The 15794-nt window shown below is 59.4% G+C and carries 17 protein-coding genes and 1 pseudogene; 5 read left to right on the top strand and 13 right to left on the bottom strand.

Translation table 11 applies throughout. From position 1 onward, the window contains the following. Positions 1-46 precede the first annotated feature (46 nt). The 5 genes from AC0Z5Z_RS02155 to AC0Z5Z_RS02135 all read right to left on the bottom strand — a co-directional run bounded on the left by AC0Z5Z_RS02155 (position 47) and on the right by AC0Z5Z_RS02135 (position 4543). Complete coding sequence (locus tag AC0Z5Z_RS02155; RefSeq protein ID WP_150742909.1) at positions 47-427, bottom strand: RidA family protein; 381 nt, start codon at positions 425-427, stop codon at positions 47-49. A gap of 24 nt (positions 428-451) precedes the next feature. Further along, on the bottom strand, positions 452-2557 hold the full coding sequence (gene spoT, locus AC0Z5Z_RS02150; protein WP_064589822.1) for a bifunctional GTP diphosphokinase/guanosine-3',5'-bis pyrophosphate 3'-pyrophosphohydrolase: 2106 nt from the start codon (positions 2555-2557) through the stop codon (positions 452-454). Positions 2558-2614: 57 nt separating this feature from the next. Continuing rightward, entirely contained in the window at positions 2615-2878 is a 264-nt protein-coding gene (gene rpoZ, locus AC0Z5Z_RS02145) for a DNA-directed RNA polymerase subunit omega (protein WP_008030604.1), read from the bottom strand. A gap of 168 nt (positions 2879-3046) precedes the next feature. Further along, on the bottom strand, positions 3047-3667 hold the full coding sequence (gene gmk / locus AC0Z5Z_RS02140) for a guanylate kinase (RefSeq protein ID WP_039757364.1): 621 nt from the start codon (positions 3665-3667) through the stop codon (positions 3047-3049). A gap of 12 nt (positions 3668-3679) precedes the next feature. Continuing rightward, positions 3680-4543: a YicC/YloC family endoribonuclease gene (locus tag AC0Z5Z_RS02135; RefSeq protein ID WP_016770639.1), complete on the bottom strand. Its 864-nt coding sequence runs from the start codon at positions 4541-4543 to the stop codon at positions 3680-3682. 268 nt (positions 4544-4811) lie between these two features. Here AC0Z5Z_RS02135 and rph point away from each other — a divergent pair, with 268 nt between their 5' ends. The 3 genes from rph (at position 4812) to gltS (ending at position 7507) form a co-directional block, all read left to right on the top strand. Next, positions 4812-5534: a ribonuclease PH gene (gene rph, locus AC0Z5Z_RS02130; RefSeq protein WP_150742910.1), complete on the top strand. Its 723-nt coding sequence runs from the start codon at positions 4812-4814 to the stop codon at positions 5532-5534. Between the two features lie 25 nt (positions 5535-5559). Beyond that, a complete protein-coding gene (locus tag AC0Z5Z_RS02125) occupies positions 5560-5928 on the top strand; it encodes a DUF4870 domain-containing protein (protein ID WP_016772541.1) in 369 nt (122 codons plus the stop codon). 370 nt (positions 5929-6298) lie between these two features. Beyond that, positions 6299-7507 carry a sodium/glutamate symporter gene (gene gltS / locus AC0Z5Z_RS02120; protein WP_150742911.1) on the top strand — a complete coding sequence of 403 codons (1209 nt, stop codon included), beginning with the start codon at positions 6299-6301 and terminating at the stop codon, positions 7505-7507. Between the two features lie 68 nt (positions 7508-7575). Here gltS and AC0Z5Z_RS02115 read toward each other — a convergent pair whose 3' ends face one another. Further along, a complete protein-coding gene (locus AC0Z5Z_RS02115; protein WP_016772543.1) occupies positions 7576-8355 on the bottom strand; it encodes an exodeoxyribonuclease III in 780 nt (259 codons plus the stop codon). Between the two features lie 82 nt (positions 8356-8437). On the opposite strand from AC0Z5Z_RS02115, the gene pyrE reads away from it, so the two are divergent. Continuing rightward, positions 8438-9082 (top strand): orotate phosphoribosyltransferase, encoded by a 645-nt coding sequence (gene pyrE / locus AC0Z5Z_RS02110; protein WP_056791572.1) that lies wholly within the window; start codon positions 8438-8440, stop codon positions 9080-9082. 102 nt (positions 9083-9184) lie between these two features. Here the strand turns inward: pyrE and AC0Z5Z_RS02105 are convergent, their stop codons facing one another. The 7 genes and pseudogenes from AC0Z5Z_RS02105 to coaBC form a co-directional block, all read right to left on the bottom strand. Beyond that, a complete protein-coding gene (locus AC0Z5Z_RS02105) occupies positions 9185-9577 on the bottom strand; it encodes a hypothetical protein (RefSeq protein ID WP_095181238.1) in 393 nt (130 codons plus the stop codon). After that, the gene (locus tag AC0Z5Z_RS02100; RefSeq protein WP_016772546.1) at positions 9564-10136 is read right to left on the bottom strand and encodes a hypothetical protein; all 573 of its coding nucleotides are present in this window, start codon (positions 10134-10136) and stop codon (positions 9564-9566) included. The genes AC0Z5Z_RS02105 and AC0Z5Z_RS02100 overlap by 14 nt, the downstream gene beginning before the upstream one ends. 15 nt (positions 10137-10151) lie before the next feature. Beyond that, positions 10152-10364 carry a hypothetical protein gene (locus AC0Z5Z_RS02095; RefSeq protein WP_056791581.1) on the bottom strand — a complete coding sequence of 71 codons (213 nt, stop codon included), beginning with the start codon at positions 10362-10364 and terminating at the stop codon, positions 10152-10154. A 196-nt stretch (positions 10365-10560) separates the two neighbouring features. Then, entirely contained in the window at positions 10561-11466 is a 906-nt protein-coding gene (gene argB / locus AC0Z5Z_RS02090) for an acetylglutamate kinase (protein ID WP_016772548.1), read from the bottom strand. 17 nt (positions 11467-11483) lie between these two features. Then, positions 11484-12887, bottom strand: a pseudogene (locus tag AC0Z5Z_RS02085) (phosphomannomutase/phosphoglucomutase); the annotation flags it as partial. Positions 12888-13189: 302 nt separating this feature from the next. After that, on the bottom strand, positions 13190-13645 hold the full coding sequence (gene dut, locus AC0Z5Z_RS02080; RefSeq protein ID WP_016772550.1) for a dUTP diphosphatase: 456 nt from the start codon (positions 13643-13645) through the stop codon (positions 13190-13192). Positions 13646-13650: 5 nt separating this feature from the next. Further along, the gene (coaBC, locus tag AC0Z5Z_RS02075) at positions 13651-14859 is read right to left on the bottom strand and encodes a bifunctional phosphopantothenoylcysteine decarboxylase/phosphopantothenate--cysteine ligase CoaBC (RefSeq protein ID WP_485610637.1); all 1209 of its coding nucleotides are present in this window, start codon (positions 14857-14859) and stop codon (positions 13651-13653) included. A 133-nt stretch (positions 14860-14992) separates the two neighbouring features. Between coaBC and radC the strand changes: the two genes are divergently transcribed. Continuing rightward, the gene (gene radC, locus AC0Z5Z_RS02070) at positions 14993-15667 is read left to right on the top strand and encodes a RadC family protein (protein ID WP_095181239.1); all 675 of its coding nucleotides are present in this window, start codon (positions 14993-14995) and stop codon (positions 15665-15667) included. Positions 15668-15794 lie beyond the last annotated feature (127 nt).

The raw sequence follows: 15794 nt of genomic DNA, 5'->3' as shown, positions 1-15794 counted from the left end.
CTTTTCTTGCAGCAGTCGGCGCGGCGTGAAGGCCGCGCCGTGCGCATCACTCGATGACCAGAATGGCATCCATTTCAACCTGCGCACCCTTCGGCAGGGCGGCCACGCCAATGGCGGCGCGGGCCGGGTATGGCTGGTCGAAGTACTTGCCCATGATCTCGTTGACCTTGGCGAAGTGGCTCAGGTCGGTGAGGAAGATGTTCAGTTTGACGATGTCCTTGAACGAACCGCCGGCAGCTTCGGCCACGGCTTTGAGGTTCTCGAAGACCTGGACGGTCTGGGTTTCGAAGCCCTCAACCAGTTCCATGGTTTTTGGGTCCAGAGGAATCTGGCCCGACATGTAAACGGTGTTGCCTGCCTTGATCGCCTGGGAGTAAGTACCGATGGCGGCCGGGGCCTTGTCGCTGGTGATGACGGTTTTGGTCATGTAGGACTCCTTGTAATAGGCAGGTTATGCGCGCATGCGGGTGATGCGGATCACCCCGGTCAAGGCGCGCAGTTTCTTGATCACGCGGGCCAGGTGCACACGGTCGTGGACGCTGACCACCAACTGCACGACGCTGATGCGACCATCGCGTTCGTCCATGCTGATTTTCTCGATATTGCCGTCGGCCGCGTTGACGCTGCTGGCCAGCAGGGCGATCAGGCCACGCTGGTGTTCCAGCTCGACGCGCAGCTCGACGTTGAATTCGCCGGTGACATCCTTGGCCCACGAGAGCTGGATGCATTTTTCCGGGTTGTGCCTGATTTCGCTGATGTTGCGGCAGTTATCCAGGTGCACGACCATGCCTTTGCCCGCCGACAGGTGCCCGACAATCGGGTCGCCCGGGATCGGCGTGCAGCATTTGGCGTAGCTGAGCACCAGGCCTTCGGTACCGCGAATCGCCAGCGGACCTTCCGGACTCGGCAGCTGCTCGCCTTCGCCAAGCAGGCGACGGGCGACCACGTACGCCATACGGTTGCCCAGGCCGATGTCTTCGAGCAGGTCTTCGATCAGTTCGAGGCGGTACTCGGTGAGCATCGCCTTGACGCGTTCCGCCGGAATCTTTTCCAGCGCGCTATCGAAACCGTTGAGCACCTTGTTCAGCAGGCGTTCGCCGAGGCTGATGGACTCGGAGCGGCGCTGCAGCTTCAGCGCATGACGAATATGTGTGCGTGCCTTGCCGGTGACCACGAAGTTGAGCCACGCCGGGTTCGGCCGTGCGCCGGGGGCGCTGACGATTTCGACCGTGGAGCCGCTTTGCAGCGGTTCCGACAGCGGCGCGAGACGACGGTTGATCCGGCAGGCGATGCAGCTGTTGCCGACATCGGTGTGCACTGCGTAGGCAAAGTCGACCGCCGTGGAGCCTTTTGGCAGCTCCATGATCCGGCCTTTGGGCGTGAACACGTAAACCTCGTCCGGGAACAGGTCGATCTTCACGCTTTCGATGAATTCCAGCGAGTTGCCGGCGCGTTGCTGCATTTCCAGCACGCCTTTGACCCACTGGCGAGCGCGGGCGTGCGTGCCTTTCGGTTGCTCGTCACCGCTGGATTTGTACAGCCAATGGGCGGCGATGCCGTTGTTGGCCATTTCTTCCATTTCGCGGGTGCGGATCTGGATCTCGATCGGTACACCGTGCATGCCGAACAACGTGGTGTGCAGCGACTGATAGCCGTTGGCCTTGGGGATCGCGATGTAATCCTTGAAGCGCCCTGGCAACGGTTTGTACAAATTATGCACAGCACCCAATACGCGGTAGCAGGTATCGACCTTGTCGACGATGATCCGGAACGCGTAAACGTCCATGATTTCGTTGAAGGCCCGACGCTTGCCGCGCATTTTCTTGTAGATGCCGTAGAGGTGTTTCTGGCGACCGCTGACTTCGCCCTGGATGCCGTCGATGGCGAGGCAGTGACCGAGGGACTCTTCGATCTTGTTGACGATTTCCTTGCGGTTGCCCCGGGCGCGCTTGACCGCCTGGTAGATCCGCGCGGAACGCATCGGGTGCATGGCCTTGAAGCCGAGGTCTTCGAATTCGATGCGGATCGCGTGCATGCCCAGCCGGTTGGCGATGGGTGCGTAGATCTCGAGGGTTTCCTTGGCGATACGCCGGCGTTTTTCGCCGGACAGCACTTCCAGCGTGCGCATGTTGTGCAGACGGTCGGCGAGCTTGACCAGGATCACCCGGATGTCGCGCGCCATGGCCATGGCCATTTTCTGGAAGTTTTCCGCCTGCGCTTCGGCCTTGGTCTCGAAATTCATCTGGGTCAGTTTGCTGACCCCGTCGACCAGTTCGGCCACGGTTTCACCAAACTGCGCTTGCAGCGCTTCCTTGGCGATACCGGTGTCTTCGATCACGTCATGCAGCATCGCGGCCATCAGGCTCTGATGGTCCATGTGCATGTCGGCAAGAATATTGGCCACGGCAAGAGGATGCGTGACATACGCCTCGCCGCTGCGACGGCGTTGACCGTCATGGGCTTGTTCGGCGTAGAAATACGCTCGGCGGACCAGGTTGACCTGGTCGTTGCCGAGGTAGGTCGATAAGCGATCGGCGAGGGCGTCTATGCTCGGCATGATGATTCCTGCCGAAAGCTGTGACCCCGCGCCGTGCTACGTCGACCAGGCATAGGCTTAGACGGCCTCGTTCGACTCGTCCTCGAACGCTGCGAACAGCGGTTCATCCTGGACGATTTCCTGCTCGGCGATGAACTCGTAGCTCATCAGGCCTTCAGCAATTTCACGCAGCGCGACAACGGTCGGCTTGTCGTTTTCCCACTGCACCAATGGCTCTTTGCCGCCGGTGGCCAGTTGACGGGCACGCTTGGTAGAGAGCATGACCAGCTCAAAGCGGTTTTCCACGTGTTCTAGGCAGTCTTCAACGGTTACGCGGGCCATGGTATTCCTCGGAGCGAATGCAATATGCGCGCTGCCCGGTTGGGCGAGCGGACTGAGCAGTTTAAAAAATCACCAGCGATTAGGGAAGCGCTGATTTTTTGACCAGACCCTTCAACGCGCTGCAAGCACCAATGTAAAGCGCTTGCAGGCATTTTGGGAAGTGCTGTTTTAGCCGAGCAACTCAGCCAGCAATTTGCCGAAACGCACTTGCTGGCGTTTCTGTTGCAGCTGATTGGCGCGGAAAATCGCTTTCAGATCGTCCAGCGCGTGGGCGAAATCGTCGTTGATGATCAGGTAATCGTAATCGACGTAATGGCTCATCTCGCTGACCGCTTCGCGCATGCGGCCGTCGATGATCTCGTCGCTGTCCTGGCCGCGGTTGGTCAGGCGCTGGTGCAGGGCTTGCAGCGATGGCGGCAGGATGAAGATCGAGCGTGCTTGCGGCATCAGCTTGCGCACTTGCTCGGCGCCTTGCCAGTCGATTTCCAGAATCAGGTCGTGACCTTCGTCCAGCGTCTGCTGCAGGCGGCTTTGCGAGGTGCCGTAGAAGTTGCCGAAGACCTCGGCGCGTTCAAGAAAGTCGCCGTGCTCGCCCATCTTCACGAACTCTTCGCGGGTCACGAAATGGTAGTTCACGCCATCCACTTCGCCCGGGCGCATGGCGCGGGTGGTGTGCGAGACCGAAACGCGGATCTCCGGGTCGGCGTCGGTCAACGCCTTGACCAGACTGCTCTTGCCCGCGCCCGATGGCGCGGAAATGATGTACAGGGTGCCGGTGTGTTGGGTCATGTCAGGGTAGCCTTACTCAATATTCTGCACTTGTTCGCGCATCTGCTCGATCAACACCTTGAGGTTGACGGCGGCCTGGGTGCTGCGCGGGTCGAAGGCTTTGGAGCCGAGTGTGTTGGCTTCGCGGTTGAGCTCCTGCATCAGGAAGTCCAGACGCCGCCCGGCGGCACCACCGGACTTGAGCACCCGGCGGACTTCGATGATGTGAGTGCTCAGGCGATCCAGTTCTTCGGCCACGTCGCTTTTTTGCGCGAGGATGACCATTTCCTGTTCCAGGCGCTGCGGGTCGAGCTCGGCCTTCATGTCGGCGAAGCGATCGAGGACCTTCTGGCGCTGGGTGGCGAGCATCTGCGGCACCAGTTCACGCAGGGTCACCACGTCCTCTTCGATGGAGGTCAGGCGGTCGTTGATCAGACGAGCCAGCTCCGCGCCTTCGCGCTCGCGGCCAGCCTTAAGATCCTTCAAGCCCTGATTGAACAGCGCCAGCGCTTCGGCGTTCAGCGCTTGCGGGTCGGTCGCATCGGCCACCAGCACGCCGGGCCAGGCCAGCACTTCCAGCGGATTCAGCGCAGCAGGATTCTTGATCAGACCGGCAACGGTTTCCGCAGCGGCCACCAGTTGCGCGGCGCGCTCGCGGTCCACTTGCAGCGGTTTGCCAGTGCTTTCTTCGGTGAAGCGCAGCGTACATTCCAGTTTGCCCCGCGACAGGCCCTGACGCAGTGCTTCACGCACGGCGCCTTCGAGGTCGCGAAACGATTCGGGCAAGCGCAGGTGCGGTTCCAGATAGCGGCTGTTGACCGAGCGCAGTTCCCAGCTCAGGGTGCCCTGAACGCCGGCTTTCTCGACGCGGGCGAAGGCGGTCATGCTGTGCACCATGGCGGTGACCTCGCAATGCAGATCGGCGCGAAACGCTGTTTCGCAGGCGCGATTTCAATGAATTTAAGCCGACTGGCAGCAAAGGCGCAGGATTGTAGCGCAGTGCGGCGAATGCGCCCAAACACACGGTGTGACAAAGCGCTGCAGCCCGTCGGTTATGCGCGCTTGAGGGGCTTCGGTCGTCGGCCGGCGGTTTTAACCAGTGCCCACTCGCGGTGCAGGGCTCTATAATGCTCGGCAGTTTTCCGTCCTCAGTACAGGTATCCCTATGAAACGTCCAAGTGGTCGCGCTGCCGATCAGCTCCGCTCGATCCGCATCACCCGCAACTACACCAAACACGCCGAGGGATCCGTACTGGTCGAATTCGGTGATACCAAAGTCATCTGCACCGTCAGCGTCGAAAATGGCGTGCCGCGCTTCCTCAAAGGCCAGGGCCAGGGCTGGTTGACTGCCGAGTACGGCATGCTGCCGCGCGCCACCGGTGAGCGTAACCAGCGTGAGGCCAGCCGTGGCAAGCAGGGCGGTCGTACTCTCGAAATCCAGCGTCTGATCGGCCGCTCCCTGCGCGCGGCGCTGGATATGTCCAAGCTTGGCGACGTGACCCTGTATGTCGATTGCGACGTGATCCAGGCCGATGGCGGTACTCGCACCGCGTCCATCACCGGCGCCATGGTTGCGCTGGTCGATGCCCTGAAAGTGATCAAGAAGCGCGGCGGCCTGAAAGGCGGTGACCCGCTCAAGCAGATGATCGGTGCAGTCTCGGTGGGCATGTACCAGGGCGAGCCGGTGCTGGATCTGGACTATCTTGAAGATTCCGCTGCTGAAACCGACCTGAACGTAGTGATGACCAGCACCGGCGGTTTCATCGAAGTGCAGGGCACTGCTGAAGGCGCGCCGTTCCAGCCTGAAGACTTGAACGCCATGCTGGAACTGGCGAAGAAAGGCATGACCGAGATCTTCGAACTGCAGAAGGCTGCACTGGCCGACTGAGGTTTTCGACCACAAGGAGGACATGATGAGTGACGAGCAAGAGTTGCTGCCCAAACCGAGCCAGGAGGTTCGCCAGTGGGCAATGTTCTGTCACCTGTCCGCCTTGCTGGGGATCTGGATTCCGTTCGGCAATCTGATCGGGCCGTTGATCCTATGGCAGATGAAGCGCGAGAAAGACCCTTTTATCGATGCACAGGGCAAAGAGGCGCTGAATTTTCAGATCACGGTGGCGATAGCCTCAATGATCTGCTTCCTGCTCATGCTGCTGATCATTGGTTTCTTCCTGTTTGGTTTGTTGGCGATCGCCGCACTGGTCCTGACGATCATTGCAGGGGTCAAAGCCAACGAAGGTTTCCCATACAGATATCCGTTCACCTGGCGATTGATCAAGTGAAAGTCTGTTGTGTCGCAATATGAAAATACCCCGACTTATCGGGGTATTTTTATTTGTGCAACTTAATAATTGGTTTTTGTTGTAGGACTAGTCTGTTAACGATGTGCGGTTTGGCATTTATTTGCTGATGTTCCTCTATTACATCTTTGGTCACAACTGATCGGTCCAGTGCTTATTCCCGTTCTTGTTATTGGCGCGAGCTGGTTGTTAAAGTTGCCCGATGTAATGTTTCGGTTGAAACATTCCGATATGTTCAAGCCATCGATGGCACTTGAATTCCCCAGTAATCAGTGTTGAGAAAATCAGCCGGTTCACCCGTCGAGCCCAGGTAAACGCTCGCCTCGTGAATACTTAGCCAAGAATAATCCACATGATTGAGCTCGATTTCTACGGCACGCTCGTGGCCGCTTCTTTAGTACTGCTGCTCGGACGCGGACTTGTTACGCGTGTCGGCTTTCTGCGAAGTTACAATATTCCTGAACCGGTAGCGGGTGGCCTGGTGGTTGCCGTGCTCCTGTTGATATTGCGCACTTTCGACATTGAAGTGCGCTTCGATACATCATTGCAAACCCCCCTGATGTTGGCTTTCTTTGCCACCATTGGCTTGAGTGCTGACCTTGCCAGTCTGAAGAAGGGCGGCCGCATAGTCGGTATCTTCCTGCTGGCGGTCATTGGCTTGCTGGTGGTGCAAAATGCCATGGGTATCGGCTTGGCAACCCTGCTCGGGCTCGACCCTTTGATGGGCTTGCTGACGGGCTCGATCACGCTGGCCGGCGGCCACGGCACTGGCGCGGCATGGGGCGCGGTGTTCAGCGAGAAATATGGCCTGGCGTCGGCTTCAGAGCTGGCGCTGGCCTCAGCGACGTTCGGTCTGGTGCTGGGTGGTCTGATCGGTGGGCCCGTTGCCCGGTTGCTGATCAAGCGCGTGCAAGTGCCGGGTTGCAATCCGCAACAAGCGCCGCGACTGCCAAGAGGTTTTGAGCAGCCAAACAAGGAACGCTCGATCACGCCGTTTTCGTTCGTCGAAACGCTGGCGCTGATTGCCGTCAGCCTGCTCGCGGGCAACCTTCTGAATGGCGTTCTGCATGGCACTGCGTTCGAACTGCCGACGTTTGTTTGCGTGCTGTTTGTAGGTGTGGTGTTGCGCAACAGTCTGTCAGCACTTGGCTTGTATCAGGTGTTCGAACGTGAAGTTTCCGTGCTCGGCAATGTCAGCCTCTCGCTGTTTCTGGCGATCGCGCTGATGTCGCTGAAGCTTTGGGATCTGGCGGCGTTGGCATTGCCGATCTTCATCATTCTGGCCGTGCAGGCGCTGGTCATGGCGCTGTTCGCGATTTTCGTAACGTTCCGGGTGATGGGCGCCAACTACGATGCCGCAGTGCTGGCCGCGGGACATTGCGGCTTCGGTCTGGGTGCCACGCCTACGGCCATTGCCAACATGCAAGCGGTGACGCAGCGCTATGGCCCTTCGCAAATCGCGTTTCTGGTGGTGCCGATGGTAGGAGCGTTCTTCATCGATATCGTTAACGTCATCGTGATCAAGCTGTACCTGGCCTTGCCATTCTTCGCTGCGGTTTAGGAAGCACGGCGCATAAAAAATGCCCGCATCTCACGATGCGGGCATTTTCTTTGGCTGCGATACGACGCTTAGATGGTCAGCGTCCAGTCGTAGTCGACGATCAGCGGCGCGTGCTGCGAAAACCGTGGCTGACGCGGCAGGCGTGCACTGCGCACCGAGCGACGCAGGCCCGGGGTCAGGATCTGATAATCGAAACGCCAGCCCAGATTGAGCATCTCGGCCTGTTCGTTATCCGGCCACCAGCTGTACTGATCGCCTTCGCGGCTGACTTCGCGCAGCGCATCGACATAGCCCATGTTGCCGACAATCTCGTCCATCCAGGCGCGTTCCGGCGCCAGGAAGCCTGGAGATTGCTGGCTGTCGCGCCAGTTCTTGATGTCGAGTTTCTGCTGCGCAACGTACAGCGAGCCACAATAAATGTACTCGCGACGTTTGCGTCGCTGTTTGTCCAGGTACTTGCCGAAATCGTCCATGAGCTTGAACTTCTGGTTCAAGTCCTCATCGCCGTTCATCCCCGAAGGAAACAGCAAGGTGGCAATACTGACTTTGTCGAAATCTGCTTGCAGGTAGCGCCCGTAGCGGTCGGCCGTCTCGAAACCGAGACCGCTGATGACAGCCTTCGGTTGCAACCGCGAATACAAAGCCACGCCGCCTTGGGCAGGGACTTCAGCATCGCAGGCATAAAGGAAGTAGCCATCCAGTTGGAAGGCTGGGTCATCCAGTTCAAAGGCGGAGGCACGGGTGTCCTGCAGGCAGATGACGTCGGCATTCTGGGCTTGCAGCCAACTGAGCAAACCGCGCTCGACTGCCGCCTGAATACCATTGACGTTCACACTGATGATCCGCATAAATGGCCCCAAAAATCGCGTGCGTGTATGATACACGGCGTCAAGCTAATTAGCTAAATCCGTGGTATTTGGGGTTTTTTTCATGCAAGCGTATCAGCGCGATTTCATTCGTTTTGCCATCGATCGCGGCGTTTTGCGCTTCGGTGAGTTCACCCTGAAGTCCGGGCGCACCAGTCCCTACTTCTTCAATGCCGGCCTGTTCAATTCGGGTTCGGCCCTTGCCCAGCTGGGACGTTTCTACGCTGCGGCCATCACCGAGAGCGGCATCCCCTTCGACGTTCTGTTTGGCCCGGCTTATAAAGGTATTCCGCTGGCGGCCACGACCGCCGTTGCGCTGGCCGAGCATCACGATCGTGATCTGCCGTGGTGCTTCAACCGTAAGGAAGCCAAGGCCCACGGCGAGGGCGGCAGCCTGGTTGGCGCGCCGCTGACTGGCGAAGTCTTGATCATCGACGACGTGATCACCGCCGGCACCGCCATTCGTGAAGTGATGCAGATCATCGCTTCTCAAGACGGCGCCAAAGCCGCCGGTGTGCTGATCGCGCTGAACCGCCAGGAGCGTGGCAACGGCGAATTGTCGGCCATCCAGGAAGTCGAGCGCGACTTCGGCATTCCGGTGATCAGCATCGTCTCGCTGAATCAGGTGTTGGAGTTCCTCGCCGACGATCCGCAGCTCAAGCAACACCTCCCAGCCGTGGAAGCGTACCGCGCCCAATTTGGCGTGTGATACGCACCTGTAGGAGCTGCCGAAGGCTGCGATCTTTTGATCTTGTTTTTCAGGATCAAGATCAAAAGATCGTCCGATCGCGGCCCGAGCCTTCGGCAGCTCCTACAGTGGTCTACGCAGTTTTTGCCATTTGATCAGCAGTCTCAGCGCCAGTCCCGCATTGACCAGCGCAAACACCAGCAGCGCTACAACCACCATCACGTACAACGTGCGATCCACATCGAAATCCCACAAATCCAGCGTGCTGCTGTCGATGATGCTAACCGCAGCCGGCAAGTTGACGTAAAACAGCGCCACAAACGCGCACGTCAGTGGCACTGCTTGCCAGCAGAAAGCAGCCATCACCTTGTCTCGACTGCGCTTTCGGCCCTGCGAACCTTTTTGAAATTCATCCTCAGCCAACGCTGCATTAAGCGCCGGCCATGCCAGATTGAACATGAACGTGGTCAGGGTCAGCAGCAAGCCACTGACCGCGACGATGTCACTGAACGGCATTCAGACCCAGCGTTGCACAGAGCAATGCGTGGGAATCTTCGCTGATCTCGAATTGCCCGGCGCTGCCCTTGCGTTTGGTGATGGGTTTGAAGGTCGGCTCGTTCTGGGTGATGAGCATGTTCAATTCATCGCGGATCACGTCCGAGCTGATCACCACCAGAAACACGTTTTGCGCATGCTCGGCGGACTGGATTACGGCGCGCATGCTGTGCTGCAGGATGTCGTCGAGCTGGTTGCGAAAACGCGAAACGGTGTTTTTCAGCAGGGTTTTGCTTTGGCTCTGTGTCAGTTGAAAGATCGTCGAGATCTGCGATTCGGTCGGCAGGGTTTGCCCAAAGTAACTCTGAATCAGATACAGCAGGCGATCCTGTTTGGCTTCGTCCGCCCGGCTGGGCATGCCGCCCTCAACCAGCATTTTCAGGTATTCGGTCAGGCTGGCTTTGGCGATGCGCTCCAGGGCATGGGCGATTTCAGCGTCGCCGATGCGCAAGGTCTTTTTTACCGGTTCCTTTTGTTCCTGCTCGAAAGCATCGGCGTCGATCGTGAACGAGATCTGCATGAGTCGCCGCTCCGGTTATTTGTCGCTGGCGGCTGGGTAGGGATCCTGGGGTGCATCTCCTTGGCCGGTGAGCACTTTCCAGCCCTTGAGTGGGTGAGAGGCTTCGGTGAAGTCAGGGCAGGGCGGCATCGAAGTCTGCGAAGGGGCTGAATACTCTCGGCCGCAGTCCACGCAGGCGTAAGTGCCAGCCGAAATGTCACTGCCGTAAGGAACGCTGTTTTTTTGCATGGGAAGATCTCCGTTGGATGAGGGGAAGATCCTATGGAGATTTGTTCTGAAGGGATGTCGGACGTTTCGCTGTGTCGAGTCAGGCGTTTCCTGCGCGCACAAAAAAGATCGCAGCCTTCGTCAGCTCCTACAGAAATTTCGCATCAACGAAATTTGCAGGCGCTGCCGCAGATTGCGATCTCCGGTGTATCAGCGATCAAGGACGCTTGCGATTGCTGATCAGCGTACCCACGCCAGTATCAGTGAAGATTTCCAGCAGAATCGCGTTCGGCACACGACCGTCGATGATCAACGAACTACCTACGCCACCCTGAACCGCTTCCAGTGCGCAGCGGATCTTCGGCAGCATGCCGCCGTAGATCGTGCCATCGGCGATCAGGTCGTCGACCTGCTGCGTGCTCAGGCCGGTCAGCACGGTGCCCGACTTGTCCATCAGGCCGGCAATGTTGGTCAGCAGCATCAGCTTTTCAGCTTTCAGTGCTTCGGCAACCTTGCCCGCCACCAGGTCGGCGTTGATGTTGTACGACTCGCCGTTCTCACCGACGCCAATCGGCGCGATGACCGGGATGAAGTTGCCTTTGACCAGCAGATTCAACAGCTCGGTATTGATGCCGACGACTTCGCCGACATGGCCGATGTCGATGATTTCCGGCTGGGTCATCTCCGGGGTCTGACGGGAGACGGTGAGCTTCTTCGCCCGGATCAGCCCGGCATCCTTACCGGTCAGGCCGATGGCGCTGCCGCCATGGCGGTTGATCAGGTTGACGATGCTCTTGTTGACCTGACCGCCAAGGACCATTTCCACCACGTCCATGGTCGCCGCGTCGGTAACGCGCATGCCGTCGACGAAGTGGCTTTCGATCGACAGGCGCTTGAGCAGATCACCGATCTGCGGGCCGCCACCGTGCACGACCACCGGGTTGATGCCCACGGCTTTCATCAGCACGATGTCGCGGGCGAAGCCGGTTTTCAGCTCCTCGCTTTCCATCGCGTTGCCGCCGTATTTGATCACCAGGGTCTTGCCGACATAGCGTCGGATGTAAGGCAGCGCTTCGGACAGGACCTTGGCAGTGTTGGCGGCGGCTTCGCGTTCGAGGGTCATTCAGGGCTCCGGGTGGATCAGAACGGTAGTTGGAGATCAGGTGCAACGCGTTTCAGTTGGGCGTGGAACACATCCTTGATGCGCTGCAATTCAGCCTCGTCATCGGCCTCGAAGCGCAGCACCAGCACCGGTGTGGTGTTGGACGCGCGCACCAGGCCCCAGCCTTTGGCGTAATCGACACGCACGCCGTCGATGGTGGTCAGGTCGGCGCCTTCGCCCCACTGAGCATCGTGCAGTGCATCAATGATGCTGAATTTGCTCTCTTCGGTCACATGGATATTGATTTCCGGCGTGGAAATATCGTTCGGAAAGGTCGCAAACAGCTCTTCAGCAGTGGATTTTTCCTTGCTGAGGATCTCCAGCAGACGTGCGGCGCTGTAAATGCCGTCGTCGAAACCGAACCAGCGCTCCTTGAAGAAGATGTGCCCGCTCATTTCGCCGGCCAACAGCGCGCCGGATTGTTTCATTTTCTTTTTGATCAACGAGTGACCGGTCTTCCACATTAGCGGCCGACCACCGTATTCCTTGATCAATGGCACCAGGCGACGGGTGCATTTGACGTCGAAGATGATTTCCGCGTCCGGGTTGCGCGCCACTACGTCGCGAGCGAACAGCATCAGTAGGCGATCCGGGTAGACGATGCTGCCGGTATTGGTCACCACGCCAACGCGGTCGCCGTCACCGTCGAAGGCCAGGCCGATATCGGCGTTGGTCTCTTTGACTTTGGCAATCAGGTCTACGAGGTTTTCCGGTTTGCCCGGATCCGGGTGATGGTTCGGGAAGTTGCCGTCGACTTCGCAGAACAGCGGGATGACTTCGCAGTTCAGCGCTTCGATCAGTTGCGGGGCGATCACGCCGGCCGCGCCGTTGCCGCAGTCGACCACGACTTTCAGGCGGCGGGCCAGTTTGATGTCCTGGACGATTTCGGTGTTGTAGCGGTCGAGGATTTCGACCTGGGTGACGCTGCCCTGGCCGCTGCTCAGGTCGTTGTTCTTGATGCGCTCGTGGAGCACCTGAATCTGTTCGTTGGCGAGGGTGTCGCCGGCGATGACGATTTTGAAGCCGTTGTAGTTCGACGGATTGTGGCTACCGGTGAGCATCACCCCGGACTTGCCGGCCAGCACGTTGGCGGCGTAGTACAGTGCCGGCGTTGGCACCAGGCCGACATCGCTGACGTGGCAACCGCTCTCGGCGATGCCGCGAATGAGTTCCGCGACCAGCTCCGGGCCGGACAGGCGACCGTCACGACCGACCGACACGTTCGGCTCGCCCTGGGCCAGGCTCTGCGAGCCGATGGCGCGACCGATCCAGTAGGCGGTTTCACCGTTGAGGAATTCCGGCACGGTGCCACGAATGTCGTAGGCGCGGAAAATGCTGTCAGGCAGCGTCGGGGCGATCTTGGCGGGGGTGCTCATTTGTGGACATGCTCCATCTCGAAAAGGGCGGGACAGACCGGCGAATGATTCGACGGCAGGCTCAAACTGAAGGGTATGACGGCGTTTTCCACAGAGAGTTCGTGCTATGAAAGGGCCATGACGCCTCGCCTGGCGTGGCTTTCGGCCGGCAAAACCTTGATTTACGGTGTTAAAACCTGCTGCCGATATAGCGCATTTTTTGTGGCGAGGGGATTTATCCCCGATGGGCTGCGCAGCAGACCCAAAATCTTGGGGCCGCTTCGCAGCCCAACGGGGATAAATCCCCTCACCCCATAATTTCTATCCGGTTATTTGGTGCCAGTGTGGCCAAAGCCGCCGGTACCGCGCTCGGTCTCGACAAACTCTTCAACCATTTCGAAATGCGCCTGCACCACCGGTACCAGCACCAATTGCGCCAGGCGTTCGCCGACGGTCATGGTGAAGTCGCTCTGGCCGCGGTTCCAGCAGGAGACCATCAGCGGGCCCTGGTAATCGGAGTCGATCAGGCCGACCAGATTGCCCAGCACGATGCCATGTTTGTGGCCCATGCCCGAGCGCGGCAGGATCAGCGCGGCGAGATTCGGGTCGCCGATGTACACCGACAGGCCGGTGGGAATCAGCACGGTTTCACCCGGTTTGATCACGATGTCCTGTTCCAGCATGGCGCGCAGGTCGAGGCCGGCGGAGCCCGGCGTGGCGTATTGCGGCAGCGGGAATTCGGTGCCGATGCGTGGATCGAGGATCTTGGCTTGCAAAGCGTGCATGTAAATTAAACCTGGTTCAGACGTTCGGCGATAAAAGTGACCAGTTGGCGAGCGATCTTGCTCTTGCTGGTCTGGGCGAAAACCGTGGCTTGCAGCTCACGGTCGATGACGCTGCAGGCGTTTTCTTCGCTGTTGAAACCGATGCTCGGGTTGGCGACGTCGTTGGCGACGATCAGATCGAGATTCTTGTCCTTCAGCTTGCGTGCAGCGTAGTCGAGCAGGTGTTCGGTTTCGGCGGCGAAGCCGACACTGAACGGACGGTCGGGACGGGTCGCGATGGTGGCCAGGATGTCCGGGTTACGCACCATTTGCAGGACGAAGCCGTCGCCGCTCGTAGGATCTTTCTTGAGTTTATGCGGAGCTACTACTTCCGGGCGGTAGTCCGCCACCGCTGCCGACGAGATGAACACATCGCAAGGCATGGCCGATTCGCAGGCGGCGAGCATGTCGCGGGCGCTGACCACATCGATCCGCGTCACGCGATCCGGCGTCGGCAGGTGCACCGGGCCGCTGATCAACGTCACACGGGCGCCGGCTTCCACGGCTGCTTCGGCGAGGGCAAAACCCATTTTGCCGGAGCTGTGGTTGGTGATGTAACGCACCGGGTCGATGTTTTCCTGAGTCGGGCCGGCGGTGATCACCACATGCTTGCCGGTCAGGGCCTGGCGCTGGAAGCAATCGGCGGCGAGCAGTGCCAGATCGGTGGCTTCCATCATGCGGCCCATGCCGACGTCGCCGCAGGCCTGGCTGCCCGAGGCCGGGCCGAAAGTCTTCAGGCCACGGCTCTCCAACAGTTGCAGGTTGGCCTGGGTCGCCGGGTCGCGCCACATCGCCTGGTTCATCGCTGGTGCGACGGCAACCACGGCATCAGTGGCCAGCACCAGCGTGGTCAGCAGATCGTTGGCAATGCCTTGGGCCAGACGGGCGATCAGGTCGGCGGTGGCCGGGGCGATCAGCACCAGATCGGCCCATTTCGCCAGCTCGATATGACCCATGGCGGCTTCGGCGGCAGGGTCGAGCAAGTCGAGGTGAACCGGGTGGCCCGACAGGGCCTGCATGGTCAGCGGGGTAATGAATTCGGCGCCGCCATGGGTCATGACCACGCGCACTTCGGCACCCTGGTCGATCAGGCGGCGAACCAGATCGGCGCTCTTGTAGGCCGCAATGCCGCCGCCGACGCCCAGAACGATGCGTTTCCGATACAGCCGCTGCATAGGTCTGCCTTTCATTTCGTTGATGACGGCGGCGCGATACCCCTCCCCAGGGTTGAATCGACCGCCAAAAAGATGGGCTACGATATCACAGCGACCGCTACGGAACAGCGGCGCCCACAGACAAGGAGGTGCTATGAGTATTCGCGATTGGCCGGCGGCGGAACGGCCTCGGGAAAGGCTGTTGGAACACGGCGCAGGGAGTCTTTCGGACGCTGAGTTGTTGGCGATTTTTCTGCGCACCGGATTGCCCGGAAAAAGCGCTGTGGACCTCGCCAGACATCTGCTGACGCAATTCGGTGGCCTGCGTTTGCTGCTCGAGGCCGATCAGGACGCATTCAGCAAACAACTGGGCCTCGGCCCCGCCAAGTTCGCGCAGCTGCAAGCCGCGCAGGAAATGAGCAAGCGCCATCTGGCCGAGCGCTCACGACAGAAACCGGCACTGGAGAACCCTCAGGTCGTCCGCGATTACCTCAAGGCGATGCTGCGGCATGAGCCGCACGAGGTGTTCGGCTGCCTGTTTCTCGATTCAAAGCATCAGGTGCTTAATTTCGAGGCGCTGTTTCGCGGCTCGATCGACAACACCAGCGTGCACCCACGGGAGGTGGTGAAGCGGGCGCTGGCCAATAACGCGGCGGCGGTGATCCTGTGTCACAACCATCCGTCCGGCAACACCGATCCGAGTCAGGCAGATCGGCTGCTGACCAAGCGCCTGCAGAAAACCCTGGAACTGATTGACGTGCGAGTGCTCGATCACTTCATCGTCGGCGACGGCGAGCCGCTGTCGATGGCGGAGTGTGGTTGGATGTAGTTCTCGGCGCCGATTCTGGACCTTGTGGGAGCGAGCCTGCTCGCGAAGGCGTTTTATCAGTCAGCATCATTGTTTGCTGAAAGACCGCTTTCGCGAGCGGGCTCGCTCCCACAGATTGTTTCCATCC

It is taken from the genome of Pseudomonas sp. 1L-E-NC-VB-C3, from assembly GCF_057291535.1.
The sequence above is the reverse complement of the archived record's forward strand: the minus strand, read 5'-3'. Positions and strand labels throughout refer to the sequence as shown.

Bases quoted from the DNA above. Each gene is read 5' to 3' on its own strand.
- AC0Z5Z_RS02155 (WP_150742909.1), bottom strand. From the start codon at position 427: ATGACCAAAACCGTCATCACCAGCGACAAGGCCCCGGCCGCCATCGGT.
- spoT (WP_064589822.1), bottom strand. From the start codon at position 2,557: ATGCCGAGCATAGACGCCCTCGCCGATCGCTTATCGACCTACCTCGGC.
- rpoZ (WP_008030604.1), bottom strand. From the start codon at position 2,878: ATGGCCCGCGTAACCGTTGAAGACTGCCTAGAACACGTGGAAAACCGC.
- gmk (WP_039757364.1), bottom strand. From the start codon at position 3,667: ATGACCCAACACACCGGCACCCTGTACATCATTTCCGCGCCATCGGGC.
- AC0Z5Z_RS02135 (WP_016770639.1), bottom strand. From the start codon at position 4,543: ATGGTGCACAGCATGACCGCCTTCGCCCGCGTCGAGAAAGCCGGCGTT.
- rph (WP_150742910.1), top strand. From the start codon at position 4,812: ATGAAACGTCCAAGTGGTCGCGCTGCCGATCAGCTCCGCTCGATCCGC.
- AC0Z5Z_RS02125 (WP_016772541.1), top strand. From the start codon at position 5,560: ATGAGTGACGAGCAAGAGTTGCTGCCCAAACCGAGCCAGGAGGTTCGC.
- gltS (WP_150742911.1), top strand. From the start codon at position 6,299: ATGATTGAGCTCGATTTCTACGGCACGCTCGTGGCCGCTTCTTTAGTA.
- AC0Z5Z_RS02115 (WP_016772543.1), bottom strand. From the start codon at position 8,355: ATGCGGATCATCAGTGTGAACGTCAATGGTATTCAGGCGGCAGTCGAG.
- pyrE (WP_056791572.1), top strand. From the start codon at position 8,438: ATGCAAGCGTATCAGCGCGATTTCATTCGTTTTGCCATCGATCGCGGC.
- AC0Z5Z_RS02105 (WP_095181238.1), bottom strand. From the start codon at position 9,577: ATGCCGTTCAGTGACATCGTCGCGGTCAGTGGCTTGCTGCTGACCCTG.
- AC0Z5Z_RS02100 (WP_016772546.1), bottom strand. From the start codon at position 10,136: ATGCAGATCTCGTTCACGATCGACGCCGATGCTTTCGAGCAGGAACAA.
- AC0Z5Z_RS02095 (WP_056791581.1), bottom strand. From the start codon at position 10,364: ATGCAAAAAAACAGCGTTCCTTACGGCAGTGACATTTCGGCTGGCACT.
- argB (WP_016772548.1), bottom strand. From the start codon at position 11,466: ATGACCCTCGAACGCGAAGCCGCCGCCAACACTGCCAAGGTCCTGTCC.
- dut (WP_016772550.1), bottom strand. From the start codon at position 13,645: ATGCACGCTTTGCAAGCCAAGATCCTCGATCCACGCATCGGCACCGAA.
- coaBC (WP_485610637.1), bottom strand. From the start codon at position 14,859: ATGCAGCGGCTGTATCGGAAACGCATCGTTCTGGGCGTCGGCGGCGGC.
- radC (WP_095181239.1), top strand. From the start codon at position 14,993: ATGAGTATTCGCGATTGGCCGGCGGCGGAACGGCCTCGGGAAAGGCTG.